Genomic DNA, 26,559 nt, shown 5'->3' with positions numbered 1-26,559 from the left:
GGGATTTCATGAAGAAGCACCTTGTTAAATTAAGTCTTTTAACCCTATTACTGAGTCAAGGTGCTCTAGCCGGTGCGCTACGTTTATCGCCTATTAATTTAGCAATGGATGATGACCAGCAAGCGACTACGCTAACTATTTTCAATCAGTCCGCTGAAGCCGAGAATATTCAAATTCGTGCATTTTCCTGGACGCAAGATACACAAGGGAAAGATCAATTATCGGTCACCAATGATATTGTCGTCAGCCCTTCCGTTGTCGCGATTGCTCCCAATGGATCGTTCAATGTAAGAATTGTTCGTCAAACCTCGGGAAAAGTGAGTAACGAACAGGCTTACCGAATTGTGGTTGATGAGTTACCCAAGCCCAATGATAGCCGCAAAAATAATGGCAACATCAGTATACTTCTGCGTACTTTATTACCACTTTTCGTTGGCAATGATGAATTATTGCAAACTCAAGACCTGAAGATTATCAATAATGCAGGTTCATGCCAGTTACAAGTTAATAACCGCGGTCAACGCCATTTACTCCTTAGCCAGGTATCCATCACTGACACTACGACACAGCGCCACTATCCGATACCAATTAATCCTGTTAATGGATATTTATTACCTACCATCACTAAGTATTACGAGATCAAAGGACTTATGCAATGTGACGTCAACGATAAACTGCGGATTAATTCGACGATTAATGGTAAAACTTTCGCATATTAATGCTTGTGAAAACTTATCACTATTATCTCTTATTAGCGCTAGTTAAAAGTAGTCAGGTTTACGCTGACTCACTTTATGATATTCCCGCTGCGTCTGGCCAATCGCAAAGTAATAATCAACTTTTTTTGATGACTTCAATCAATCAAGGTGGGTTAAACGACCTAGTTGCCTGTAGGCTGAATGCGGCAGGCGATATAGAAGTTAAGAATAAAGATCTCAAGAAATTACGGATCATCCTACCTAATTATCAAGATGAACAGTGGGTTGACCTACGGGGCGTAAAGAATCTGACCTATCGTTATGATGCTCCCAATCAAAACCTCTTTATCAATACAGCCAGTGGAAATTTATCCAGCTACAATTTATCCAGCTACAATTTATCCGCAAATTCGCAAGGCGTAGACACTGCAGGCGAACTCAGCCCCGCGATTAATGCAATGGTGATTAATTATACCGCTTTCAATTCAACCACCAACACTAACGGAATGGTTAGCGGTGGGCTAAACCTACTTTATACGACTGGCTTGGGCAGTCTTTACTCTAATTCACTGTACAATTTTAGCTATAAGGGAAGTAACGATAATAAGCCTATCGTTCGCTTAGACTCTGGTTGGCAGTATATCGATAATGAAAAGGTTCGAAGTTACCTCTTTGGTGACTACGTCTCGAATACGACTGAGTGGTCAAATAGTTTACGTCTCACGGGTATACAAATTTCAAGTGCCTATAGCAAACGCCCAGATGTCATCACGGCCGCCTTACCACAGTTTTCGGGAAGTGCCGCCCTGCCCTCGTCACTGGACCTCTATGTTGATCAACAAAAAGTTTACTCAACTAATGTTCCCTCAGGTCCCTTTGATATCAAGTCACTGCCTTATGTGAATGGCTCCGATGTGAGCCTGGTGACGACTGACACCAATGGCCGTCAGGTGAGGACAGAGGCAAAATATTATTTTTCACCGAATATCCTGCAACGAGGGCTGAGCGAATATTCGTTAGATATCGGTATCCCGCGTTACGATTTTGGCCGCGCTTCAAATCACTACGATAATGACGTCGTTTTTTCAGCCGGTAGCCTACGCTACGGCTTAACTGATCGGTTAACTGCGAGCACACATATTGAAAATAGTAGCGACGGTCTTAATAATGCTGGGCTAGGCATAGCAAAAAGTTTTTGGGGGATGGGCGTTATCAATGCGGATATTGCCGGTAGCCAGTACAAAAACAGTATGGGTGGGTTAACCTTAGTGGGTATCGAAAGTCGTTTATCGCCGAAGCTAACCGCCAATGCAAGTTATCAAAGAACTTATCAAGACTATTATGACCTGGCGCGTGTCTCACAAAAACGTTATCAAGCATCAACGACAATGGAATCGAACATCAATACCGTCAGCCCCTATGCATCAACTATTGCTCGAGGAGGCTTAAATTATCGTCTATTCTCCCAGCTCAATATTTCAACCAATTACAACAGCATTGTCTATCGAAATGATACTTACCGAACGGTATCGTTGAATCTTAGCGGTAATATAACGAGTACAAATAGCTTCTATTTAACCTTGAATAAAAATTTACGTGACAGTCATGATGTTAGTGCCTTCTTGACTTATCAATACCAACCTCGTAATGATATTAACTTAACCTCTAACTACAGCAATAATGCTGGGACAAGTAGTTTACGTCAGCAATTCGATAAGCTATCGACCTCCAGCCAAAACTCACTGAATTATGGCGGCTATTATCAGACAGCCAAACAAGAGGATAGCTTTGGCGGCTATGCGAGTGTTAACACCCGATATAATAGCCTGACCCTCGACTTCGCACGCGCTGCTCAGAATTATCAAGCAAATGGTTCAGCGACTGGCTCAGTCGTTCTGGCAGAGAATTCGCTGTTCTTTGCGCAACGTATCGATAATGCATTTACCATTATAAAAAACGCCGGTCCGGGGAGTCACATTATTAATGGCGGTGTGGACTTGGGTGCAACCAATAGTCAAGGGGCTTTACTCGTTTCGGGGATCACTCCGTACGTTAAAAATAATTTCTATATTGACCCTACTCATCTGCCTCTCGATTGGCAACCCGTGAGCACCTCGAAGAGTGTCACCACTAGCTACAATCAAGGAACTTTAGTGGATTTCAAGGTAAGAAAAGTCATGTCTGCCTTAGTTAAGATTGTTGATGGTCAACATCAACCTATCGCACCGGGTTATCAAGTCCAACTTAATCAGGAGTCACCGACTGTCGTGGGCTACGATAGCGAAGTGTACTTAACCGGAATCCAGTCTCACAACAAAGTCTCTATTGATTTGTTAGACAAAGGACACTGTGAATTCACCTTCGATTACTCTGATAACACTTCGCCCACGCACCCTCTAGGACCTTATCTATGCCATTAATCAAAATCCAGAGCGTACTGAGACGCTTCTTTCGTCTCTCCATTTTACTAAGATTAGTCATATTAAGTGGGCTCTTTTTTTTCTTATCCCAACGTCACAGGCCAGTTGTACCGCGACCACCACAAGTTTCTCTAAAGTCTTTAGCTTTACTGCAGCAAACAACACAGCAAATGCCGATATCACCTTTAGTGGAACCATTACATGTGTACAGCCCTGTGGTTTTATGGATTTAATTTGCATACTACAAGGCGGTAGAACAAAAGTTAGCCCCTACATATGTGCAAAAACTGTATTTAGTGGTATTACCTCAAGTGTCAGTAATCAAGCCCTCGCCTATCAATTGGTTAATCTCAGTGTCGGTGGAGTGACTCGGACGAGTTCACTCAGTACCGACACCTGGTATGGGCCGGCGAGAACAGTCTCTTCGGGCTATCAAGTCCCTTATTCCATCACCTTTAGGGTGCCCACTAATACAAACATTCTCCGAGCTTACCCTACAGGAAGTTACCAAGGCTCTTTTCACCTGATCATTGATATGCAGGATGGAAGTGGTGCTTGTGAAGGCTCTGCTGGCGGGGGATGGGATTATGCCGATCTGACAATGACCTATACCTTAACCATGCCCAGTTATTGCCAATTAAATACTAGTAAAACCCTAGATTTCGGGACAATCAGTGATATTAATACAGCCTCTCAAAATTACGATGCCACGAGCGCCGTTTTCTCGGTTTGTAATCTGAATACTCCCTACACCCTCTATCTTGGTAGCGGTAATAACTCGCTGACGGGGACAAGACGAATGGCAAATGGCAGTGCCTATATACCCTATCAACTCTACAAAACGACCCCCAGCGCTTCGGCTGCGGTATGGGATGAGACCGGCGGGACTTCTAGCGTAGGAGGAAGTGGCGGTGTTTCGTTAACGGGTACTGGAAATATCCAAACAACCACTATTTATGGCCGCATTGCCAAAGGAACCGCTATACCGGGGAATACAGGGACTTATACTGATACGGTTGTCATAACCTTAACGTATTAATTTCTACGTTAACCACCGTTATGCTTCGTAACGGTGGTCGTCATTCTCATACTGTTGTGTAGATAATCAATGATGAATTTCAGTTTCTATTTGCCCTTGTAACCCGCCATGCCGTTCAGCCTACGATTTTGCTCATTACCTTTTTTGGAACTTACCCTCAACAGGAGCGCTATTTCAGTCTGAATTCATCGAAGTTCTTTTCTAACCTTATAAACTTCATCACTTTTCTTCCGTCAGTTTACTTTTAGTATTGCCCCGTTTTGTTACTCTCCCTCTTGATATACGAAAGTGTTAAAGACAAGGATTATCCCTCCATAAATCACGCTCAACGTAGTAGAAATCCACCCACCTTAATGTTATGTTATAACAAAATATAACTAAGGGTTTACCATGATATTCACACCTCTGAAAAAACGGCTAGTTTTAGCCTTACTTTACAGTGCTCCCATCGGGGTCTGGGCGCATGGCAGTCACGGTCATGTGATGAGCGCGGAAGAAAAAAAGATTTCGCAAGGAGAGTTTAGCGATCAGCAAGTCGCAGACCGGCCGCTCTCTGATTGGGATGGCGTATGGCAGTCAGTTTATCCCTTATTACAAAAAGGGGCACTAGCGCCCGTTTTTAAAGCGAAAGCCGCTGCACAACATAAATCTGAAAACGAGATTGCTGACTATTACCAAACCGGTTATCGGACGGATATCGACAGTATCGAAATAGAGAATGGGAAGGTCGAATTTATTCAAGGTCAGAATAAAACCTCCTGTCACTACCACAGTGCGGGCTATAAGATCCTGACGTATCCTTCGGGCAAACGCGGGGTGAGGTATCTATTCGAATGTCGTGACACGGCTTCGAAAGCGCCGCGCTATCTACAGTTTAGCGATCATCGTATCGCGCCACACCATTCTGATCACTTCCATATTTTCCTTGGTAATGACTCACAACAAGCGTTATTCACCGAACTCCATCATTGGCCGACTTACTTTCCGTACCAAATGATGGAGAAGGACATTATTGACGACATGCTGCACCACTAAGCTTCAAGCCATTTATCTTGAATCGTTTGGCGTTGCTGTGCGGTAACGCCATATTCCTGTTCCAGCCACTGCTCAATCGAAATGTATCGTTGCTTTATCTCAGTAAAGGCTGCCACTAGCCACCCTTTATCGACTGAGAGCAGGTGCCGAAAGTTGGCCTGCGCTTTTTCGCTTACCGCCACTGGCCACTGTGCTAAAGCGTGCTGGCCAATACTCTCCAATCTGCCGTTGGTCGCCAGATAGTCGTCAATAATGACTGACTCTTCACATCCCAATAGTAAGAGCGTGATCGCACAGCCTATACCGGTACGATCTTTACCGACTGCACAGTGCTGGATAACCGTGTTAGTTTCAGGGTGACTAAGCGTGGCGATCAACTGATGCCACGCCGGATTATTGAAAGGTAATTGCTGATAAAGCTGCGTCATAAAACGATCGACGTCTAATGCTTCAATGGCCTGCGGCGAGAACTCTACCACTTTCGCATCGACGGCCAGGTCCGGGGGATTAGCAGGAACATTCAGGTAATCTCCTCCCGCGACTATCCGGTCGGGTCTGGCCTGCGCTTCATGAATATCACGATAATCGAGAATGGTAACGCCTGCGAGTTGGGCCAATTGCTGAGTATCCGGCTCATTAAGCCTGTCCAATGCGCTACAGCGAAAGAGGCAGTTTGCGCGAATCGTTCTTCCATTCGCCCCAATAAGTCCGCCCAATTGACGAAAATTAGCAATGCTTTCTAATGTAATGTGTTGAGACATAAAGATGTTTTTTCCTCTAGGCCGCAGCCCATGCTAAGTAACAGTGTTAACGTGAGAGTGACATCATACGGCGGTTTATCTTAACAAAAGCTGATCAGCATCATAGCTTGAATAGTGGTACTGGACTCTAGAGTGAGTATTTTTACTTCGTTAACACGGCATGGCATACGCCAGCCTTTGAGTCAAAAACGGGATGACTTATTGAATTTACGCGCAAATATTTTTCCCATCATATTCAAATATATTCAATTTCATCACGTAACTATTCCGCTATATGATTGGTTTTTCAACAGGAGAGACTGTGATGACACTACTCACTAGATTTAATCATGCCGTGGATCACCCTAACGCAGGGCGTTTACTTCTCAGAGTATTACTGGGTGGTTTGATGCTATTTCATGGATATTTCAAGTTAACGCACGGTGTATCGTGGATTGCCCCAATCCTTGCGGCCCACCACCTTCCTAGCCTACTCGCTTACGGTGCTTACCTCGGGGAAGTCATCGCGCCACTCTGTATCATTCTCGGCCTCTTCACTCGTGTGGCGGCACTGGTCTATGCCATCAATATGGTCTTTGCCGTCTTATTAATTGCAGGTGCAAACTTCTGGAATACTACCGAGGTGGGAGCCTGGGCATTAGAAACTGAGGCCCTCTATTTAGTTGGTGGCCTAGTGGTGATGCTACTCGGGGCAGGAAAATACAGTATTTCTAAAGAGTAATTCGCTAGGGGGAAGGTGATGCTAGCTTATCCCTCTCATTTCTCGACACACTTCTTACTCTTGCTTGACATCATTAGGCGCCTATAATTAAGCCAATCCCCTAGCCTATTGGAGTCACTCATGTCGACCAAACGTCACGTTCCTGGTATTCATCCCTATAATGGACCGGCTGGTGGCTGGGGGGCGTTGAAAGCCACGGCGATTGCCGTCAAAACGCAGATGGATACCTTGGTCGCCCCCAAGGCGCTCCTTAATACTAACCAGCCTGATGGCTTCGACTGTCCGGGATGTGCTTGGCCGGATAAAAATCATCACTCTACCTTCCAATTTTGTGAGAACGGCGCGAAGGCGGTTACCTGGGAAGCGACCTCTCGACGCGTCACCGCAGAGTTTCTGAGTAAAACCCCGGTCAGTACCCTGCTCACACGCAGCGATTATGAACTAGAAGGTTATGGCCGCTTAACCCAACCGCTTCGCTATAACGCTGCCACAGATACCCTGCAACCTGCCAGTTGGGAACAGGCATTTAGCCTTATCGGCGATACCTTACAGGGAATTCCCCCTGAACAAGCCGAGTTCTACACCTCTGGACGGACCTCTAACGAGGCCGCTTACCTCTATCAGTTAATGGTACGTGAATACGGCTGCAATAACTTTCCTGATTGTTCGAATATGTGTCACGAGGCGACCAGCGTTGGATTACCGCACTCCATTGGCATCGGTAAAGGGACGGTCTCCTTAGAGGACTTCGATAAAACAGAGCTTATTATCTCGATCGGTCATAACCCCGGTACCAACCATCCGCGGATGATGGGGACGCTGCATGAGGCGGCTCGTCGCAACGTGCCGATCATCGTCTTCAATCCGATGAAGGAGCGTGCCTTAGAGCGCTTCGCTGATCCGCAAAATCCATTGGAGATGGCGACGTATCAGTCGACGGATATCGCCTCATCCTATTACCAGGTTAAAGCGGGCGGGGATGCCGCCGCACTCAAAGGGATCGCCAAAGCACTGCTGGAGGCTGAAGCGATCAATCAAGATGTATTGGATCATCCGTTTATCGAAGAACATACTCTGGGCTTTGAGGAATTTGCCGACGATCTCCGCGCGACCTCTTGGCAAGCCATAGAACAAGCGAGTGGCTTGAGCGTCGAACAACTCACCCGTGTCGCTGAACATTACGCTAACTCGAAGGCCACCATCATTACCTACGGTATGGGGATTACTCAGCATGAGCACGGTACCGAAAACGTACAGTTAATTGCGAGCCTGCTGTTGATGCGCGGAAACTTTGGCAAGGCTGGCGCGGGGATCTGCCCATTACGCGGTCACTCAAATGTCCAAGGGAACCGAACGGTGGGTATCTCTGAGAAACCTACCGAGCGATTCTTACAGGATCTGGATCATTTCTTTGGGATACGTTCACCGCGCGAACACGGGCACGATGCGGCGGCGGCGATGGAAGCGATTATCCGGGGGGAATCCAAGGCCCTAATCTGTTTGGGTGGAAACTTTGCCGTCGCCCTGCCCGATCCGCAACACTGTTTCCCGGCACTCAAAGCGTTAGAATTGAGTGTCCATATCGCGACTAAACTTAACCGTAGCCACCTGCTAGTGGCTAAAGAAACCCTGATCCTACCTTGTTTGGGGCGCACCGAAATTGACCGACAAGTCACCGGCCCACAATCTATTACGGTCGAAGACAGTATGTCGATGGTGCATGCCTCTGCGGGTAAACTCAAACCCGCCTCACCCGCGTTATTATCCGAAATCGCGATTGTGGCCGGGATTGCCCAGGCGACATTGCCTCACTCGCGGGTGAATTACGCCTATTACGTTGAAGATTACGCCCGTATTCGCGATGCCATTGAGGCCACTATCCCGGGGTTTACGCAATACAACCATCGGATTGAACAGCCGGGTGGCTTTCGTATGCCCTTGCCACCCACTCAACGCCAATGGCCAACGCCGTCAGGTCGGGCGCATTTTATGGTCTATCCAGGACTTAATGAAGATCATGCTCTCACTGAGCAGCGAGTCTTTCGCTTAATCACCTTACGCAGTCACGATCAATACAACACCACGCTTTATGGCTTAGATGATCGCTACCGTGGCGTCTTTGGCCGTCGAGACGTGCTGTTTATGAATCCAGAAGACATGAGCGAACAAGGACTCGAACATGGCGACATGGTGGATATCGTGACCGCTTTACCTGATTGCCAAGCGAAAATGAAGCAGATCACCGTGATCGAATATGCCATTGCCAAGGGTTCGGTAGGCGCTTATTACCCCGAAGCCAATATCCTTATTCCATTAAGTTATCGCGATCAACAAAGTGGAACTCCTGCCTATAAATCCTTACCGGTTACATTGCTCGCTAGCGCAACCGAAACGGCTTAGCACGGCTAGCGAGGTGCCCGTTGCCTCGCGCACCCTAAGAATGACGGCCAAACGTTGGAAAGGTAGATTAAATAGGCTTCCCCACCCCGCCGCGGCATTATACAGACCGTTGCTGGCCACCGAGGCACAGTTGATCACAAGGAACAGCGCCGCAAAGAGCGTATAGCCGGGGCCGAGCTGATTGAGTAGTTGCGCTAAGTTACCGTCTTTTGCTGCCAGGCTGGCAGCCACAATCCCCCCCAATAGCATGGGGATTGTATTCGCGATAGGAAACGCCGATAACGAGGCAATCACCGCTTGGGTCGGGCTTTTCGACCCGCGGGTAAAATCTGCGGTCAGTGTTCCTGAAATGTTTTGGTCATCTTCTCTTCTCCACCATTCAAGGATAGGGAGAAGAGAATCAATAATCATGCCGTAGTCACGCAGATTAGTCGGCCGCAGACCACGTCAGCGCGGCCAGCAGCATCGCTTCCAATCCAGCCTGCATTGTACCCGGCAGGTGAAGCGTAAAGTGTGAAGAGTGATTCGCCGGGATATTGGCAATACTCTGCGTTTGTTGAGCCTGCGCCCAGACCTGCGGATCCGTTCCCCCCACAAACCAGAAGACGTAAGGCACTCGCCAATGACGACCAAATTGACTGAAGTCTTCGCTCGCGGTTACCGGCTCGGTCTCGAAACATCGATCGGCAAAATGAGCGACAAATTGCTGAGCCAGTTTCTCCGTTGCCTGACTGTCGTTCACCGTGACCGGATAACTATCAATGAAATTAATGTCTGGATCACCGGCACCCGATGCATGACTTTCGCAATGACAGATGCGTTTCACCGAGCTTATCATTTTCTCACGTACTGAATCTTTATAACTGCGCATATTCAGTTTTAGGGTCGCCTCATCAGGAATAATATTTTCTTTTGTCCCTGCCTGAATCGAGCCAATCGTCAGGACGGCACTATCGAGAGGAGAGGTCTCTCGCGAGACAATGGTCTGCAAGCGCACGGCTGAATGGGCCGCCATCATCACCGGGTCAATCGCATTCTGCGGCATCGAACCGTGCGCTCCACGACCATGGAAGGTAACGTGTAGGCTATCGCCTGCCGTCAAGATTGCCCCCGTGCGATAGCCAATAGACCCGGCCTTACCGACCATCACATGCTGTCCCAGAATAATATCCGGCTTAGGGAAATGTTCCATCGCCTCAATCATCGCCAAGGCCCCTTTACCAATCTCCTCACCCGGTTGGAACACCAGCATTGATGTTCCCTTCCATAATTCTCGATGATTAGCGAAAATTTCCGCCGCACCGAGTAACCAGGCAACATGCATATCATGGCCACACATATGGGAAACTGGCGTTGGCGTTCCATCCTCTAGTTTCCCCACTGCTTGACTCGCATAAGGCAGACCGGTCTTTTCAGGCATTGGCAAGGCATCCATATCGGCCCGTAACATGACGACGGGTCCCTCACCATTTTCTAATAGCCCCACGACGCCGGTTACCCCCACTTCTTCCGTCACCTGATAGCCAGCGTGTTGCAGGTTTTTGGCGACAAGCGCGGCGGTTCTAAATTCTTGCATCGACAGTTCGGGATGCTGATGGAGATCTTTATACAGCGCTTCGAGTTTAGGGAGCAGTGCTTGAATGTCAGGTTGTAATGCTAATAGGGTCGGATTCATAGTTACCTCGTCGATGAGAAGCCTTAGGTTTTACTCTCACTGGCCGACCAGGATGTGGCAATTTTTGCGTTAAGGTATTGTTGAAGAATAATAAAGGCTGATTTAGCACCAAAACCTTAAGGGAATAAGGGAGTGAAGTGAGGGTCGCCACCCTAGAGAGGATGACGACCTGCAGAGATTAGAAAATGGATAATGGATACTGGGCGATGACGCGAATTTCACTCCCCCCAGCATTGTAGTCAGAGGCGTCAGACGAGACACGTAACACCGAGTAACGGATCCCTAATTGAAGATCTTTGGCGAAACCGGATGGGATCTTATATTGGATCTGATTGAAGAACTCATGTTCATGACCGTTACTTGAGGCCGACGTTTTGATGTTATCGCCGCGCACATACGCCACGTCATAACGTAGTCCTTCAATACCTAACCCCGCTAGATCCACGGAATAAGCGGCTTGCCAAGAGCGCTCATCCTCACCGTTAAAGTCAGACCAGTAGGAGTTCGCTAACCAAATAGTGTTACCGCCATCACCGATTCCGCCTTTATTACGGTAGCCGCCATACTTATAGCCACTGCTACCGGTATTCTGTTGGTAAGCGACTTTGAAAGTATGGATATCGTAGGTGTAGCTAGCCGCTAGGCTCCAAATAGTATTGCTGCGGCCGCTGTTGATACTTTCAGCATAGGCTTTATCAAGGCGGGAGTTATAGCCATTAAAGTCCCAGACCATCTTCTGCTTTTCGTCGAACGGTTGGGTATAGGTAAAGCCTAAATACTGTTTATTATCGACATCTCGCACATGAGACGCATAGGCCGAAGCGGTGAACTGGTCATTAAAGACATATTTCACGCCACCAAAGGCGATATTATCTAAGCCAGAGTCGTGGCTCTCGGCACTTTTCCGCTGCTCGGCGGTAAAGTAGCCACCGGTAATATCCAGACCGTCGATCTCCTGAGAATCTAGCATAAAACCGGTGTAGGTTTCAGCTAATAGACGAGAACTGTCCGAGGTTAATATTGGAAGAGTCGGCTGCTGGGTGCCGTAACTGAAAACGGTATTGGAAAAGCGCATTTTCGCTGTCGCGCCAAATTTCGCCAAATCTTTCTTCGCGCGGCCATCGCTGTCTTGCGAAAAGTAGTCAATCCCCCCCGCACCGCTGCGGCCACGTCCACCATCCAGACGGACGGCGTATTGTCCGATGGCATCGACACCGAAGCCTACCGCACCTTGGGTAAAGCCGGAGCTATAGGTACCGATGAAGGCCTGACCCCATTCGCGGCGCGTACGTACCCCCTCATCTTTGTAATTACGATTGATCATCGCATTTTTGATTAAAAGATTAAGGTGGCTATCTTCGATGAATCCGTTACTTTCCTGTTGAGACGCTGCAAAAGCGGGTTGGGCGACCAACATCGCTAAAAAAGAAAAAGAAAAAAGCTTGTTCACTGTGTCTGCCTATTATGTAAATTTATATGAATTTTTATAGGTAAGTTTTACTTACTTTGACAATCTAGCATCATTAAGAGCGTTTTAAAAAGTACTAAAATCAATTTTTAAGTCTTTATCTGGAAAATTACCATCCAGGAATCGCACCGCCTTTAAATAAGGTTTCTGCGGCCTTGGCCACTTCAAGTGACTGATAAGCCCTCACAAATTCCTGTACGTTTTTCGCTTGGCGGTTATCGTCACGGCTGACGACAATATTGACATAAGGAGAGTGCTTGTCTTCGATAAATAAGTTATCGCGCAGGGGTGACAGCCCGGTTTGTTGGATATAGGTCGTACTGATAATGGCGATCGCCACCTTAGGATCATCCAGTACGTGCGGTAACTGCGCCCCCTCTAACTGCAGAATAGTCAGATGACGGGGATTTTGAGTAATATCTAATGTTGTTGGCAAAAGTCCTTTGCCTGGCGCTAAGGTAAGTAGCCCCTGCTTTTCTAATAGCAGTAACGCCCGCCCTAAGTTAGTCGGATCGTTGGGAACCGCCACCGTGGCATAATCCTTCAGCTGTGTCACAGAATGAATATGACGAGAATAGGCGGCAATCGGGAAAACGAAGGTATTCCCTACCGCCACCAGATGATAGCCATGCGCGGCATTATCTTGTGCCAAGAAAGGTCGGTGTTGAAAGACGTTGGCATCCAGCTCGCCATGATTCGTTGCATCATTGGGCAGTATCGACCCACTGAAACTGACCAACTCTACTGTTAAACCGTATTTCTGTTTAGCGACCTGCTTGGCCACTTCAGCGACTTGCTCTTCCGCCCCGGTGATTACCCCCACTTTAATTTGAGACATATCTTCTGGTGCTTTGTCGCAGGCAGCGAGTAGGCAGCTCGCAACGACTAATGACAATAATTTTAGGTGACGCATCGGGTTCCTTAAAGGCAGTGGCGGCTATGATTGGAAGTGTAGGCATCTAGACATCCAAATAAATCTAATGAATCTTCGAGGCTGATGCAAGAGAAATACGTGAACCTGTATTCACGATAAGGCCAAGGATGCCGGATACCGTGATGCCTTGGGCTTATATTTATTATGACTAAGCTTTTCGCTTATCGTTTTTTAACAAAAGAAACGATTACTGATAGGCTCAAACTCTTCCATCCCGATTCGTACCCACAATAAGGCTGATTTAATGTCGTTAAACACTGAGGAATTTGCGGCTTACCTAACCGATTTTCGCCACGAACTTCATCGCTTCCCGGAGCTTTCGACACAAGAAGTAGAAACCACCCGCCGTATTCGCCAGCAACTCGACCACCACCAAATACGTATCCTCGATTTACCACTCAACACGGGGTTAGTCGCCGAAGTGGGTCCGGTAGACGGGCCGCTATTCGTTATTCGCTCGGATATTGATGCGCTACCGATAGAGGAGCAAGCTGATGTCAGTTTCCGCTCAGAACACCCGGGGATCATGCATGCCTGTGGTCATGATTTTCATAGTGCCGCCGCGCTGGGCGCGGCGATCCTTTTAAAGCAACAAGAGGCGCAGCTGGTGGGGCGAGTCCGTATTTTATTTCAGGCCGCCGAAGAAGTGGGTGTTGGCGCGCAAGACATTCTCGCGACGGGTGCGCTGGATGATGCCTTTGCGATAGTCGGTATCCATAACGATCCCTCACTCCCGGCAGGAACCATTGGCTGTAAAGCTGGCCCGTTAACCGCGGCGGTAGATCGTTTTGCCATTAGCGTACAAGGTATCGGGAGCCATGCGGCAAAACCCGAGCAGAGTGTCGACCCCATTGTTATCGCCAGTCAATTGGTCTCAAGCCTACAAACCATTATTAGCCGCAATACCTCGTCGGCGGATAACGCCGTCGTGTCTATTACCCAGTTTCATAGCGGCAGCGCGTGGAACATTATTCCCGATAAAGCGTGGTTAGAAGGGACGGTAAGAAGCTTTTCCGCTCAAGCGCGACAGGTGATTGAACAACGTTTTCAACAGATAGTCGTGGGATTTGCTGCCGCGTTTGACGTAGAGATTGATCTCGATTGGCAGGCAGGCCCCCCTTCGGTGGTGAACGATTCACATTGGGCGGCTTTCGCCTTAGCACAAGCGACAAAGAGTGGCTTGATTGCCAAAGAGGTCGATGCCAGTCCGATTGGCGAAGATTTCGCCTATTATCTGCAGCGAACGCCAGGCGCTTTTATGATGGTCGGTACCGGAGAGAAGCATCCCCTGCACCACCCAGCCTTCAGGATAAACGATCAGGTGCTGCTCCCTACCGCACAGTATTTGGCCGATTTCGCCATCGCTGGATTAACCTCACACCGCGCAGGGTAATGCCCCCCAGTGGGGGGCAATGTTCAGGCTAGTGCGAGACATCTGCTCCGAAATATTTCTGAGAGATTTTCTGATAAGTCCCGTCTTTTTTCAGTTCAGCCAAGGCAGTATTAATTGCGGTTTGTAATGACGTATCGTCCTTACGCATTAATACACCCGATGCGCTTGCGTTATCTTCCGAAGCCACCACTTTCACTGGGGCATTGGCGAGGTGCTTTTTGAAGTCGAGGTAAGAGAGGTTATCGTTAACCGTGGCGTCTGCACGGCCTTGTACCACTAAATCAACCGCTTGGTTGAAGCCATCAGTATTCACTAACTGCGCACCATATTGACGAGCAATTTGCGCATAGTTACTGGTCAGTGATTGGGCGGAGTTCTTCCCTTTTAGATCACTAAATTGATGAATCGTGTCGTTATCACTTTTCACAACCAGCACCGCTTTGGAGGCAATATAGGGTGCAGAGAACCCATATTTCTTCTGGCGCTCTGGGCTAATGCCGACTTCATTGATCACCACATCGTAGCGTTTTGCATCCAAGCCAGCGATAAGGCCGTCCCACTTACTTTCGACAAAGACAGGTTTCACTTTGAGTTGTTTAGCAATCGCTTCACCGATCTCGACATCAAAGCCAGTCAGATCGCCCGAAATGGTATGAAAGGTAAAAGGCGCATAAGTGCCTTCTGTACCAATCTTTAACTGGCCGGACGATTTCACGTTGGCAAGGGTATCCGCCATCGCTGAACTGGCAAATCCGAGAGGCACTAACATGGCGGCTACTGCTAGATAATTTTTTTTCATGACGACTCCTGGTAAATTAAGTCGGGCTGCCCGCGGGCAGACCTTCCGTTAAGGTGGCTATATACTCTGCCGTACGTGCTTTATGTGGGGAATGGAAAAGGGTTGCCGAATCCGCAGTCTCGACGATCTCCCCCGCTTCAAGGAAAATCGTTTGATTGGCAACCGAGGCGGCTAACCGCAGGTCGTGTGTCGCCATCAGCATTGTCGTCCCTTCATTGGCTAACTGGCGGAGTACCGCCACCACTTCCGCCGCTAATTCAGGATCTAACGCTGAAGTGGGCTCATCGCATAATAGGACTTGCGGTGAGGGAGCCAGTGCCCGGGCAATGGCTACCCGTTGTTGCTGCCCACCCGATAAGGTTGCAGGCAATACATTACGTTTATGTGAGAGGCCCACTTTATCGAGTAGAGCCTCCGCTCGAGCTATCGCTTCGGCTTTTGGCATGCGATGCACGATAATCAGCCCTTCCGTAATATTTTCAATGACGGTTTTATGGGGGAACAAGGCGAAGTTTTGAAATACCATCCCCGTTTGTCGGCTAATTTTATGAATATCGCGCGAACGCGGGGGCTTCTGAGTAAAGACCAGTTTTTCGTCACCCAGTTGCATCTGGCCAGACTGAGGAATTTCAAGCAGGTTAGCGCACCGTAGTAAGGTACTTTTGCCACTCCCTGAAGGGCCAATTAATGCGGTAACCGACCCTTTCGGAAGAGTCAGGCTAATGTCCTTCAGGACATGGTTATCCTGAAAATATTTATTAATTCCCTGTAGTGAAATCATCTCGCTAACCTCCTGTCACGGTTTCACGTGAGAAATGCTTTTCAAGCTTATTTTGTAATGCCGAGAGAATCGTACTGAAAAATAGATAGATAAGCGCCGCTTCGATATACAGAATCAATGGCTGGTAGGTCACTGCGGCAATACGCTGCGCGGCTAAGAACATCTCAGGTACAGTGATCACCGACGCCAACGAGGTATCTTTCACTAATGAAATAAAGGTATTCGACAGGGGGGGGACCGCAATTCTGGCGGCTTGTGGCAGGATAATCCGTACCAATGCTTGCCGCCAACTCATCCCAATAGAGTGCGCGGCTTCCCACTGGCTGACCGGAACGGATTTAATGGTCGCGCGGATAATCTCAGAGGAGTAAGCACCGATATTCAGGCTAAAGCCGATCACCGCTGCCGGAAAGGCAGAGATCGTGATCCCGACACTGGGTAAGGCATAAAAAATTAAGAAAAGCTGCACTAACAGTGGGGTGCCTCGGAATAACCAGACATAAAAGCGCACGAAATATTGTAGTGGCTTTGGCCCGTACAAGCGGGCGAGTGCCACTAAGAAACCGAGCGATAAGCCCAGCACAAAGGCCAGCAGCGTTAGGGGTATCGTAAAGGTCAATCCGGCATGTAGCATCGGCCAGAATGATTCCGCGGCAAGATTAAGCCAATCTGGCACAGTCCACCTTCCATAGAAATGAGTTAAAAAATTAACGCTATCGTTATCGATAGCCACTCTCTCTATTTTAGGCAGTAAATGAAGGGAGGGAAATATCATTTCGGAATTGATTTAGAACAAGCCTTAACCCTCTATGCTTTTTGGGTTAAAAGTGATGGAAAAATAGCCATAAAGGCGTAGAGCTTCGAGGGATTGATTGGCATGCAGTGAAATATCGAGTTGCCTAGGAGGGTAAGACAAACTTTCTCACTGGGTGGCTTTTAGTGGTCATTATAAGGAGATAAGAGCGATCAGTTTTTATTATCAGGCTATCGATGCGTCGAAAAAATAGACTCCTACGAGGGTTTTCCGCTAAAAGGCTTGAGGTTAAGTGTGCTTTGCATCCCCATGCTAAACAGCTTTCGTAATGACCGTGGCACTTTGCTAAGAGTTAAAGATGAGCGTTTAGCAACAAATGGCTAATTGTCCAATCTTTCTCTCTGACGATCACTTCAAGAGTGTATTTCTTATAGGTATAGGTTTTATTAACCTTATCTTCAATCAGTCTATACATTCCATGTTCGTAACGAAAATACCCAGCTTTTCTCTGCGGATCAGGCATTCTACGACCATAACGAATCGCTTTTTCCTGAAGTTGTAAAGGCACATAGCGTCCAGGATTATACATGTGCTTGGCGGCGGTTTCTGTCATTTTTAGATTACGGCCGGATAATCCCAGCTTTAACCGACCACGCAGTAAGCTGACTGTGCTCTGGCTAAGTCTTACGGTTATTGCCGTTCTCGCCCCGCTTTGTAAAAACGACCTGCCCGCCAACAATACGCGAAAAACACCGGCGGCAAGGAGCGTGATATCGAGTGGATCAATGAAAGGTGATTCTAACGGTGCTTCTTCGAGTGTAATTAAGACGCCTTCGGCATCATAAATACGCCATAAACCGGGAGCCTGTGAAACGGAATAGCCGATACACATTCCGCTTTCATCATCCGTAATAGGGTTTGCATTATCAGGTAAGATCCGAGGGCGGATTTCAAAAAATTCCCCGACAGGCAATTTAGACGAGAAATGATAAAAATAGCCGGGTGCTTCCTTTAAGAGGAGTTCTGTCGTCATACACTAATTCCTTTTAGGTAATCCTAGATACAGGAATAGTATAATATTTTTTTAAGCACTACCTCACTCATTATTAGTAGTTGTTGGGTGATTCTATCGGGTAGTGAAACGCTAACATTAACGCTTAATTTTTAGCGCACTCGTAATTAATCATTATGGATATTATCTGCATATTTTATGAAATATTCTTATAATATTATTCAATCCTGCCGATAAAATCGCTCCGATATATTCTTCGCAGGTTACTCTTCATAAATTGGATTAACTAAGTCCCGTTTGGGTAGAGGCCTATTATTCGGCTTATCCCACGAGGGGCATTAACTCAACTGCTCAAAACGCCTGACGAGGCTATCAATAAAAATACGGGTACGTGACGGCATCAATCGTGTCGCAGGAAACACTACCCATACCGGGCGTTTTTTACTCTGCCACTCAGGCAACACCCGGATTAACTCTCCTGATTCAACATAATGTTGTACAGAATGGGCGGCAATCCGAGTGACTCCCGCGCCGCGTAGTGCAAGATTAACCAGGATATTGGGAGAATTTGCCAAGGTTTTAGTGGCTAATTCCCCCTGCCATTGTTGCTGACCGCTAGATAAGTTCAATGGCGTATTATCACTGTGTAGACGGAGCAAAGGATGGGCGAGCAGATCGCCCGGTTGGCGTATTTTTGCTGCGTGATGCAAATAGCGGGGTGCCGCATAAAGCCCCAATTCGAAATGCCCTAATAATCGCGCGGCGAGCGAGGCATCGTCGGCTAAGGCCCCAATCCTCAAGGCCAGATCAAAGCCTTCAGCGATCATGTCGACCCGCCGCTGCGACACATCAATATCCAGGGTAATCTGCGGATAGTCGTCAATAAAATCCGCCAAAAATTCGCTGATCAGTGCTTGGGTGAAATCCCCAGGCAGAGAGACCCGTAACTTCCCGCTAGGCACGATGCTTCGGTGCTCGATTAACGCATCGATTGCCGTAATCTCTGCAGCGATCTGTTGGGTATGCCTAAGTATCGCTTGCCCGAAAGGGGTAATGGTCATTTTCCGTGTGGTACGAATAAATAACCGCTCACCCAGCTGCTGCTCCAGTGCGGCAATGCGCCGGGACAAGGTAGAGGCTGGAAAATCGAGACGGTCAGCGGCTTTGGTAAAACTGCCGTCCTCCGCAATACGCGTAAAGAGCAGCAAATCGTTAGCATCAACGCGCATCTATTATCCCAAAAATGAAATTATCTTACTCATTTTAGCCATTTATTCCATCCACTGCTAGCGCTAGAGTCTGCGCTATCAATGACCGCGAGATAAATAATGAGGATTTCCATGCAATATTTCACTTTTACTAAACAGCAGCCTAGCGTGCTACTCATCGCCCGAGTCTTACTGATGCTGTTATTTGTCATTTTTGGCTATCAAAAACTGATTCATTTCGGCGGCACCGTCAATTATATGCAGGTATTAGGGACACCCTTGCCGACAGTTGCCGCCCTAATTGCGGTAGTACTCGAATTCTTTGCAGGATTGGCGATTATGCTGGGATTCTTTACTCGGCCCATCGCAATTATTCTGGCGATCTACACCTTGGCAACGGCGATTATCGGCCATCCTTTCTGGTCGATGAGTGGCGCAGAACAGATGGCCGCGGAAATTAATTTCTACAAAAATATCAGTATTATTGGCGGGCTGTTATTGCTATCGGTGACCGGTGCAGGGCCTTACTCTCTCGATAAAAAGTAGTATTGGACACGCCCGTCTCGACAGGAGGGCGTGTCGACACACTACCCTTGCGTTTGATAAAAGGCGCAGAGCTTATTCCCAGTCGGATCACGCAAATAAGCGACACATTTACCGTCTTCACGAACATATGGTGCTGACTCAGCGCTGCTCCCGCCATGAGTGACTCCCGCCTGGTGCCAAGCATACACCGCTTCGCAGCTTCCTAACTCAAAACCAATAGTGCTGCCATTCGCCGCTGTGGCCGGCTGGCCATTGATGGGGTGAGTAATAATAAAACGCTGCTTGCCCTGCCGATAAAAAGGACGCTCGAATTTATCTACCCCCTGCTCGTCGAGTGGCATATGCGAAAAAATCGCGTCATAAAACCGCTTAGCCATCTCTATATCTTTAGCGCCAACCACAACATGACTAACATAAATACCCCTTGGTGATTTGTGCGCCGCCCCGGCGACCCGATGAGATGATAATCACTATTACATCGCACTGCTCGCTATGGGGCACTTTATTGACTATGCTATTTTCTGACGACTGATTTCTGGGTAAGCCTTGGAAATATAACGCCGGGTGGTCAATTGACCCAACAATAATCTGTTAACAAGGATTAACTGAATGCCGTGGTTCATTAACCTACTGATCGTCGTCGTAATGGTGCTGGTGATGGAGGTCGTCGCCACCGCAATGCATAAATATGTGATGCATCGTTGGGGCTGGGGTTGGCACCAATCTCACCATGAGACACGCCACGGGATCTTTGAAGTTAACGATCTTTATGCGCTGGTCTTCGCTGGGATCGCTATCGCCCTGATCTTTGCAGGCAGCCATGGGATCTGGCCACTGCAATGGATCGGCGCAGGGATGACCTTATATGGCGTGATCTACTTTATTTTGCATGATGGATTGGTCCATCAGCGCTGGCCTTTTCGTTATGTCCCGCATAAAGGCTATCTGCGTCGCCTTTACCTTGCCCACCATTTCCATCATGCGGTCAGGGGCAAGGAGGACTGTGTCTCATTTGGCTTTATCTACGCGCCACCGGTGGAAAAGATCCAGGCTCAGCTTAAAGACTATAAAAAACGCCAACGCGCTATGGCCGCTGCCACAAAGCGGCGGAACGCTGAGTCGTCGCCTGTAAACGACTGATCACCACATCTCCGGCGGCGGTGGCTAGCATCAGTATTTTTTCCAGCTTGGATGTCGACAGTCGCTGCTGCCATGCTCCCGCGCCCGCCTGCTTCACTCGACGGCCAACTGCGCGGTAAACACGCCGCGCCGTCGCCACCGCCCAAGCTGAACGTAGAGGTAATGCCGCCAAGCCTTGATAGGCCGAGTGATAATAAGGGTCGGCGTAATCGACGAGTCGTGCGGCGATACGACTCAATGCTTGACGATGCTCAGGATCAGCGAAATTATCGAGGCTTAAGCCTTCCTCGGTCAACCATTGCTCAGGAAGGTAGCAACGCCCCGCCTCGGCGTCTTCCACGATATCTCGGGCAATATTCGTTAGCTGAAAGGCTAAACCCAAATCGCAAGCGCTATCCAGCGCGGCGGGTGATTGCGCCCCCATAATTTGCGCCATCATCAAACCGACGACTCCCGCCACGTGATAACAATAAGCCAAGGTTTGGTCGATGGTGACGTAATGCGTTTGGTCGACATCCATCGCATAGCCTTGCAGATGGTCGAACGCGAATTGTTGCCTTAAACCATGTGCGTTGATCACCTGCTGTAGCGCGGCAAAAGCGGCTATCGATTGTTGTTCCCCCGCGAAAGCGCTCGCGGTTTGGGTGCGTAAATCTGCCAAACGCTCTGTAACCAAAGAGCTGGCTGGCTGTTCAGCGCTAAAGCCTAGCACTTGGTCGTCGATGGTATCGTCGCAGTAGCGACACCACGCATAGAGCATCAGTACGCTACGCCGTGTCAGTGGGTCGAATAGTGTAGAGGCGGCAGCAAAACTCTTCGATCCGACTTCCATCGTCTGTTTTACATGTTGATCAAGGTCGCGATTATCCATGCTTATCCTCAATCATTAGGCCAGCCGTCGCCTTTGCCGATCCGAGCACCCCGGGTACGCCCGCCCCTGGGTGAGTTCCCGCACCGACGAGATAAAGATTCTTTAAGGTTTTATCGCGATTATGTGGGCGGAACCAAGCACTCTGCGTCAATATCGGCTCGATCGAGAACGCTGAACCTTGCCACGCCTGTAACTGATCCCGAAAATCGAACGGCGTAAACATTCTCTGCACCACTAACTGGCTACGTAGACCGGGCATATAATGCTCTTCAAGGTAAGCAAAAATCTTATCGCGTAATTTTGGCCCTTCTACTTTCCAATCCAGCGCCGCGGTACCGAGGTGAGGAACGGGCGCTAAGACGTAATAACTGCCACACCCTTCAGGGGCAAGGGACGGATCGGTAACACAAGGGGCGTGCAAATACAGTGAGAAGTCCTCTGCCAGCCCATCGTGATTAAAGATTTCATCGATCAATTCTCGGTAGCGAGGACCAAAACAGACGGTATGGTGGGCCAATTGGTCATGGTGGTGATTGAGCCCAAAATAGAGCACGAATAATGAGTTACTCATGCGTTTTTTAACCAATTGCTCAGCATACTCCTCCGAGGACTGATGTCCCCGTAACAAATGCCGGTAGGTATTGACGACATCAGCATTGGAGGCAATCGCCGCGACGCTAAATTCGCGACCATCTTCTAACGTGACTTGCGTAATACGTTGATCGACACAATCGATCCGATCCACCTTAGCATTGAGCAGCAACTCCCCGCCTAAATCCTGGAATAATTTCACTAACCCTTGGACTAAGGCACCCGTGCCGCCACGCGGAAACCAGACGCCCCACTCACGTTCTAGGGCATGAATTAAGGTATAGATCGATGACGTCGCAAAGGGGTTTCCCCCCACCAGCAATGAGTGGAAGGAGAAGGCTTGCCGCAGATGCTCATCTTGTATATAGCTCGCCACTTTACTGTAAACGCTACGCCAAGCTTGAAGCCGGCCCAATTGGGGGGCCGCATGCAACATGTCTTTAAAAGAGAGGAAAGGCACCGTACCTAATTTCAAGTAGCCTTCTTTAAAGACGGCCTGCGAATAGGCTAAAAAGCGCTGATAGCCTTGTACGTCGGCGGGATTAAAGGCCAAGATCTGACGGTCGAGTTCAGCTTGGTCATTGTCATAATCGAAGACCTTACCGTTCTCCCAGCAAAGGCGATAAAAGGGCTTCACAGGAAGGAGTTCGACATAGTCCTCAATGCTTTTCCCGGCCAGTTCAAACAGTTCAAACAACGCCGTGGGATCGGTAATCACCGTCGGTCCCGCATCAAAGGTAAATCCCTGTTCTTGATACACGTACGCACGACCACCCGGTTTATCACGCTGCTCCAATAATAGCGTAGCGATACCCGCAGCCTGTAAACGAATGGCTAACGCTAATCCCCCAAATCCTGCACCGATAACGACTGTTTTTTTCATTCTATGACTCATTTTATAAGCGGTGTAATAATGGCTTTTATCGCGGCGATCACCGGTACGGGAGGTTTGCCACTGACAAGACGAAGTTTATCCCAAAGCGTTAGTTGTCCCGCGTAAAAGCGAGTAATCAGTGGGGCCTTGAGACGATAAAACCGCTGCATGACCTCCCAGCGCTGCGTCGCAGGGCCGGCAAGGAAAAGCATACGATTTAATAGGCGAAAGAAACGCTGCTTTCGCCATGATTGGCGTGAAAAGTGGTAAGTGAGTAAACGTAAGCAAGAGCTGGTTACACACGACATATCTGCGATCTCGTCGGCCAATGCCACAGCGTGCGGGAGTGAATAGCCAGTGGTGGCATGATAGAGATTTCCTCGTAAGCCACTGGCGGCAATAGGTTGGCCCGACCAAAAACGCGTAAATTTTCCTGCTAAGGTGATCGGTAAATTACCGCGCTCCTCGCGCAGTAAGGTCGCCAGTTGCCAGCCCTGATCCTCAGCATACTCACTAATATTGTTTCGTCCGCGATCTAAGGACAGATCGGCGTGATCGATATAGTGTGTGTCTTCGATCAATAACTGATCGTCTGTCAGCGGTAAGGTATAAACAAAGCGATACCCTTGCTGCTGATCGACCGTGGCATCCATTAGAATTGGCCGCGTGAGTCCATGGGGCGCAGTAAGCTGCCAAACTTGACCGACAAACGCCTGTACGCCAATCGCCATCGACTTATCTTGTCGGAATCCTCGCCCATCGATAATGGCGTGAGCAAAAATTTCTCGCCCATCCTCTAATTTGACCGAGTGCTCACTGAGCGCTTTAACGGGTGAACCGGTCATGATCTGTCCGGATAGACTCTCGGCAAGCTGCGCGGCGAGCTGCTCGGAGGTCAGGGTAAAATATCCCCCCCCTAGCGTTCGATGTAGTTTGGGGAAGCGGACATCATAACCCGACCAGCGATAACCGATGTAAGGCTGTATCCACGCGAATTGGCTGTCGGTTAAATCATCGCGATGAAATGACCAGGTGTGATTGCCTAACGGCTGTTCGTCGGCTTCTATAAGCAGTAACGAAAGCTGAGGTTGTTTGGCTTTAAGCCTAAGAGCGATCAGCGTATTGGCTAAACCTGCACCGACTAAAATCAGATCGTAATCAGCCATGTTCACCTCTGGCGACGACCGGTTGTCCAGAGCGCAACGCTTGACTGGCTAATGAGGCGGCGTGGCCGCTGCCCCCGGCTTGGCAAATCGCTTGTTGTAGCCGTAGAAGCGTAGACTGTATCTCCGGCTGCTCTCGTAAGTGGCTCAGTTGCTCCCCCCAAGATTTACTGCTCGCAAAACGTGATAACTTCTGCCCCACCCCGTGATGTAATACACGCGCGGCGACGCCAGGTTGGTCAAATGCCAGCGGTATCACTAATAACGGGGTTAAGTGTTGAATGCTGTCCAAAACGGTATTCATTCCCCCATGGGTGATCGTGACATCCGCGGCCGCGATTGCCTGCGGTTGATCGACAAAATCCACCACTTCGACCCCTGCCGTCTTGGCTAACGCTGCGCTTTGTCCAGCGGTTAATCCGCCGCAATGGGCGATCAGTAAATCAGCCTGAGCATGCTTGCAGGCGGCAACTAACTTTTTAAACACCGAATAGCGATGCCCTTGCAAGGTGCCTAGTGACGCATAGACCTTACAGCGCTGAGGATCTGTCGCTGACGCACGGGCGGTTACTTTGGTCTTCGCCCGCAGGGGGCCGACACAATGAAAGTGCTTGGGTAACTGATGGCGTGGAAAATCGAGTTCTGGGACTAATTGGCTCAATTGCGCTAACGGCGAGAAGCAGTGATGTAATTGGGTTATCCCGCTAAGGCCAAAGGCTTGCGCATACTGCGCCACGACGTCGTCATGTTTACGCATCATCCAATCGTAGATACGCTCACTGGTTTCATAGCGCTTATAAGCTTGCGCCGTTTGTTGATAGGTGAACGGCATCACGGCTAACGGTAATCCCGCTTCGCGATTTAAGGGTAGCGCACAGGCTACGGAGATATAGGGGAGATCCAGTTTCTTAGCCACCAGCGCGCCACCTGGCTCCATCTGGTCGACAATTAACCCATCGATCGATAACGCTCGGCAGGCCGCTGGCAACTCACGACAAAATAACGCGGTACTTTTCGCCATATCGTCAATCAGCCGAAACATTGAGGGTCCAAAGGGTTTCGCCGCCAAAGATAACGTTTGACGTAGCGTTCCAGCTGGATGACTCTTCGCACCCAATGCATAGAAGCCAATTGCCGAAGAACGGACCAGGCTACGGACATCGGCCTGTTGAAAAAAAGTAATACGGTGGCCTTGTTCGATTAATGCCAGCGACAACTGTTCAAGGGCATGGAGGTGACTATAAAAGGGCGGAGCGATCACCGCATAATGACTCATCGACGTTTCCTAGCCCACCGCAGCGAGTTTTTGTGCAAACCACTGTTCGACAAATTGCTGAGTTTGACGACTGTGCTGACAAGCTTGCGAAAAGTGTAGGCTGACATACCCTAGATGATCGCGCAGCTGCTTTTCGCTTTTTCTCGCGCCAAACACATTGACCCACGTCGATTTACCAAGATCTTGATGGGGATCTTTACCAGTGAGCAGCGAGTCGTCGGATAAATCATCGAGTAATTGAAAGGCTTGGCCGAGGTTAAAGGAGCAGTGACGGAGTTGGTCACGCGTCGCCTCACTCGCACCCACCGCGATAGCCGCCATCTGTAAGGCTGCACAAAATAGTGTGCTGGTCTTATAGTGATTGGTCAGGGCGATCGCTTCAGGACTACGCGGATTCTCCCCTTCGCTTAAATCTTGATACTGCCCTTCGACCAGTCCCTGCACCCCAATGGCATGTGAAAGTTCGGCAACCGCTAAATTTTTGGCTGAATCGCTAATCCCTTCGGCTTGACTGATAATCTGAAACGCCTTGCTCACCAATGCCACCACCGCCAACAATGCCACCGCCTCACCGAATTTTCGGTGCACAGTGGGCTGGCTACGACGTACTAGGGCATTATCCATGCAAGGCATGTCATCCATGATCAGCGAGGCTGCATGGACAATTTCGATGGCGCAGGCGAAATCGAGTAGCCCCTGTTGGGACGATTGATATCCCAAATCTTGCGCCGTCAAAAGCAGTAACAGTGGCCGAATACGCTTACCCGGCGTCAACGTCCCCTCGCGCATTGCTAAGCTGACTTTTTCGCGCTCAGATGGGTTAGGAAGTAATTGATCTAATCGCTGTTCAATAGCGCTAAGGGTGAGCGTAATCGGATCGGTCACCCTTCCTTCGCTATTTTTACTACCGATCGACATAGCCGCCCCTTATTACAAACAGGTTAAAAAAATAGAGTATTTATCATTACTCTAAGCGTAGCTGACCCAGTGTAAATTGTTA

General features: G+C 48.8%; 25 protein-coding genes. 9 read left to right on the top strand and 16 right to left on the bottom strand.

All coding sequences use genetic code 11. From position 1 onward, the window contains the following. Positions 1–8: 8 nt before the first annotated feature. The 4 genes from BMX14_RS03765 to BMX14_RS03745 all read left to right on the top strand — a co-directional run bounded on the left by BMX14_RS03765 (position 9) and on the right by BMX14_RS03745 (position 5,192). The gene (locus tag BMX14_RS03765) at positions 9–719 is read left to right on the top strand and encodes a fimbrial biogenesis chaperone (RefSeq protein WP_092673010.1); all 711 of its coding nucleotides are present in this window, start codon (positions 9–11) and stop codon (positions 717–719) included. Further along, positions 719–3,118: a fimbria/pilus outer membrane usher protein gene (locus BMX14_RS03760; protein ID WP_092673007.1), complete on the top strand. Its 2,400-nt coding sequence runs from the start codon at positions 719–721 to the stop codon at positions 3,116–3,118. The genes BMX14_RS03765 and BMX14_RS03760 overlap by 1 nt, the downstream gene beginning before the upstream one ends. A 223-nt stretch (positions 3,119–3,341) precedes the next feature. Next, positions 3,342–4,157 (top strand): Csu type fimbrial protein, encoded by an 816-nt coding sequence (locus BMX14_RS03750; RefSeq protein ID WP_092673001.1) that lies wholly within the window; start codon positions 3,342–3,344, stop codon positions 4,155–4,157. A 390-nt stretch (positions 4,158–4,547) separates the two neighbouring features. Further along, entirely contained in the window at positions 4,548–5,192 is a 645-nt protein-coding gene (locus tag BMX14_RS03745; RefSeq protein WP_092672998.1) for a ZinT family metal-binding protein, read from the top strand. On the opposite strand, the gene BMX14_RS03740 is transcribed toward BMX14_RS03745, so the two are convergent. Beyond that, positions 5,189–5,953 carry a tyrosine-protein phosphatase gene (locus BMX14_RS03740; protein ID WP_092672995.1) on the bottom strand — a complete coding sequence of 255 codons (765 nt, stop codon included), beginning with the start codon at positions 5,951–5,953 and terminating at the stop codon, positions 5,189–5,191. The two genes, BMX14_RS03745 and BMX14_RS03740, sit on opposite strands and share 4 nt — an antisense overlap. Positions 5,954–6,257: 304 nt before the next feature. On the opposite strand from BMX14_RS03740, the gene BMX14_RS03735 reads away from it, so the two are divergent. Continuing rightward, positions 6,258–6,674, top strand: a complete 417-nt coding sequence (locus BMX14_RS03735; RefSeq protein WP_092672992.1) for a DoxX family protein — start codon at positions 6,258–6,260, stop codon at positions 6,672–6,674. Positions 6,675–6,794: 120 nt separating this feature from the next. Further along, positions 6,795–9,074, top strand: a complete 2,280-nt coding sequence (locus BMX14_RS03730; protein WP_092672989.1) for an FdhF/YdeP family oxidoreductase — start codon at positions 6,795–6,797, stop codon at positions 9,072–9,074. On the opposite strand, the gene BMX14_RS03725 is transcribed toward BMX14_RS03730, so the two are convergent. From BMX14_RS03725 to BMX14_RS03710, 4 genes are all read right to left on the bottom strand, one after another. After that, entirely contained in the window at positions 9,033–9,485 is a 453-nt protein-coding gene (locus BMX14_RS03725; protein WP_092672986.1) for a hypothetical protein, read from the bottom strand. The two genes, BMX14_RS03730 and BMX14_RS03725, sit on opposite strands and share 42 nt — an antisense overlap. A 16-nt stretch (positions 9,486–9,501) precedes the next feature. After that, complete coding sequence (locus BMX14_RS03720; protein ID WP_092672983.1) at positions 9,502–10,749, bottom strand: amidohydrolase; 1,248 nt, start codon at positions 10,747–10,749, stop codon at positions 9,502–9,504. Positions 10,750–10,927: 178 nt separating this feature from the next. Continuing rightward, the gene (locus BMX14_RS03715) at positions 10,928–12,199 is read right to left on the bottom strand and encodes an OprD family outer membrane porin (protein ID WP_408011857.1); all 1,272 of its coding nucleotides are present in this window, start codon (positions 12,197–12,199) and stop codon (positions 10,928–10,930) included. Between the two features lie 127 nt (positions 12,200–12,326). Next, a complete protein-coding gene (locus BMX14_RS03710) occupies positions 12,327–13,130 on the bottom strand; it encodes a MetQ/NlpA family lipoprotein (RefSeq protein ID WP_092672980.1) in 804 nt (267 codons plus the stop codon). A gap of 265 nt (positions 13,131–13,395) precedes the next feature. On the opposite strand from BMX14_RS03710, the gene BMX14_RS03705 reads away from it, so the two are divergent. Further along, positions 13,396–14,544, top strand: a complete 1,149-nt coding sequence (locus BMX14_RS03705; RefSeq protein WP_092672978.1) for an amidohydrolase — start codon at positions 13,396–13,398, stop codon at positions 14,542–14,544. Between the two features lie 28 nt (positions 14,545–14,572). Here the strand turns inward: BMX14_RS03705 and BMX14_RS03700 are convergent, their stop codons facing one another. From BMX14_RS03700 to BMX14_RS03680, 5 genes are all read right to left on the bottom strand, one after another. Then, the gene (locus tag BMX14_RS03700) at positions 14,573–15,343 is read right to left on the bottom strand and encodes an amino acid ABC transporter substrate-binding protein (RefSeq protein ID WP_092672975.1); all 771 of its coding nucleotides are present in this window, start codon (positions 15,341–15,343) and stop codon (positions 14,573–14,575) included. Between the two features lie 16 nt (positions 15,344–15,359). After that, positions 15,360–16,124, bottom strand: coding sequence for an amino acid ABC transporter ATP-binding protein (locus tag BMX14_RS03695; protein WP_092672972.1), 765 nt, complete (start codon positions 16,122–16,124; stop codon positions 15,360–15,362). A 4-nt stretch (positions 16,125–16,128) separates the two neighbouring features. Beyond that, positions 16,129–16,800 carry an amino acid ABC transporter permease gene (locus BMX14_RS03690; protein ID WP_092672969.1) on the bottom strand — a complete coding sequence of 224 codons (672 nt, stop codon included), beginning with the start codon at positions 16,798–16,800 and terminating at the stop codon, positions 16,129–16,131. A gap of 430 nt (positions 16,801–17,230) precedes the next feature. Beyond that, complete coding sequence (locus tag BMX14_RS03685; RefSeq protein ID WP_230527265.1) at positions 17,231–17,911, bottom strand: hypothetical protein; 681 nt, start codon at positions 17,909–17,911, stop codon at positions 17,231–17,233. Positions 17,912–18,228: 317 nt separating this feature from the next. Then, positions 18,229–19,119 (bottom strand): LysR family transcriptional regulator, encoded by an 891-nt coding sequence (locus tag BMX14_RS03680; RefSeq protein WP_092672966.1) that lies wholly within the window; start codon positions 19,117–19,119, stop codon positions 18,229–18,231. A gap of 111 nt (positions 19,120–19,230) precedes the next feature. On the opposite strand from BMX14_RS03680, the gene BMX14_RS03675 reads away from it, so the two are divergent. Beyond that, a complete protein-coding gene (locus BMX14_RS03675) occupies positions 19,231–19,644 on the top strand; it encodes a DoxX family protein (RefSeq protein WP_092672963.1) in 414 nt (137 codons plus the stop codon). A gap of 41 nt (positions 19,645–19,685) precedes the next feature. On the opposite strand, the gene BMX14_RS03670 is transcribed toward BMX14_RS03675, so the two are convergent. Further along, the gene (locus BMX14_RS03670) at positions 19,686–20,045 is read right to left on the bottom strand and encodes a VOC family protein (protein ID WP_268993317.1); all 360 of its coding nucleotides are present in this window, start codon (positions 20,043–20,045) and stop codon (positions 19,686–19,688) included. A gap of 208 nt (positions 20,046–20,253) precedes the next feature. On the opposite strand from BMX14_RS03670, the gene BMX14_RS03665 reads away from it, so the two are divergent. Further along, positions 20,254–20,784, top strand: coding sequence for a sterol desaturase family protein (locus BMX14_RS03665; RefSeq protein ID WP_092672957.1), 531 nt, complete (start codon positions 20,254–20,256; stop codon positions 20,782–20,784). On the opposite strand, the gene BMX14_RS03660 is transcribed toward BMX14_RS03665, so the two are convergent. From BMX14_RS03660 to BMX14_RS03640, 5 genes are read right to left on the bottom strand one after another with little or no spacing between them, the layout of a single operon-like run. Then, the gene (locus tag BMX14_RS03660) at positions 20,729–21,655 is read right to left on the bottom strand and encodes a phytoene/squalene synthase family protein (RefSeq protein WP_092672954.1); all 927 of its coding nucleotides are present in this window, start codon (positions 21,653–21,655) and stop codon (positions 20,729–20,731) included. The two genes, BMX14_RS03665 and BMX14_RS03660, sit on opposite strands and share 56 nt — an antisense overlap. Then, the gene (locus BMX14_RS03655; protein ID WP_092672951.1) at positions 21,648–23,129 is read right to left on the bottom strand and encodes a phytoene desaturase; all 1,482 of its coding nucleotides are present in this window, start codon (positions 23,127–23,129) and stop codon (positions 21,648–21,650) included. The genes BMX14_RS03660 and BMX14_RS03655 overlap by 8 nt, the downstream gene beginning before the upstream one ends. Before the next feature lie 8 nt (positions 23,130–23,137). Next, positions 23,138–24,286 (bottom strand): lycopene beta-cyclase CrtY, encoded by a 1,149-nt coding sequence (crtY, locus tag BMX14_RS03650; protein WP_092672948.1) that lies wholly within the window; start codon positions 24,284–24,286, stop codon positions 23,138–23,140. Then, positions 24,279–25,559, bottom strand: a complete 1,281-nt coding sequence (locus BMX14_RS03645; protein WP_092672945.1) for a glycosyltransferase — start codon at positions 25,557–25,559, stop codon at positions 24,279–24,281. The genes crtY and BMX14_RS03645 overlap by 8 nt, the downstream gene beginning before the upstream one ends. A 9-nt stretch (positions 25,560–25,568) precedes the next feature. Next, positions 25,569–26,477, bottom strand: coding sequence for a polyprenyl synthetase family protein (locus tag BMX14_RS03640; protein ID WP_092672942.1), 909 nt, complete (start codon positions 26,475–26,477; stop codon positions 25,569–25,571). Between the last annotated feature and the right edge of the window lie 82 nt (positions 26,478–26,559).

It is taken from the genome of Rosenbergiella nectarea, from assembly GCF_900111105.1.
GTDB lineage: Bacteria > Pseudomonadota > Gammaproteobacteria > Enterobacterales > Enterobacteriaceae > Rosenbergiella > Rosenbergiella nectarea.
The sequence above is the reverse complement of the archived record's forward strand: the minus strand, read 5'-3'. Positions and strand labels throughout refer to the sequence as shown.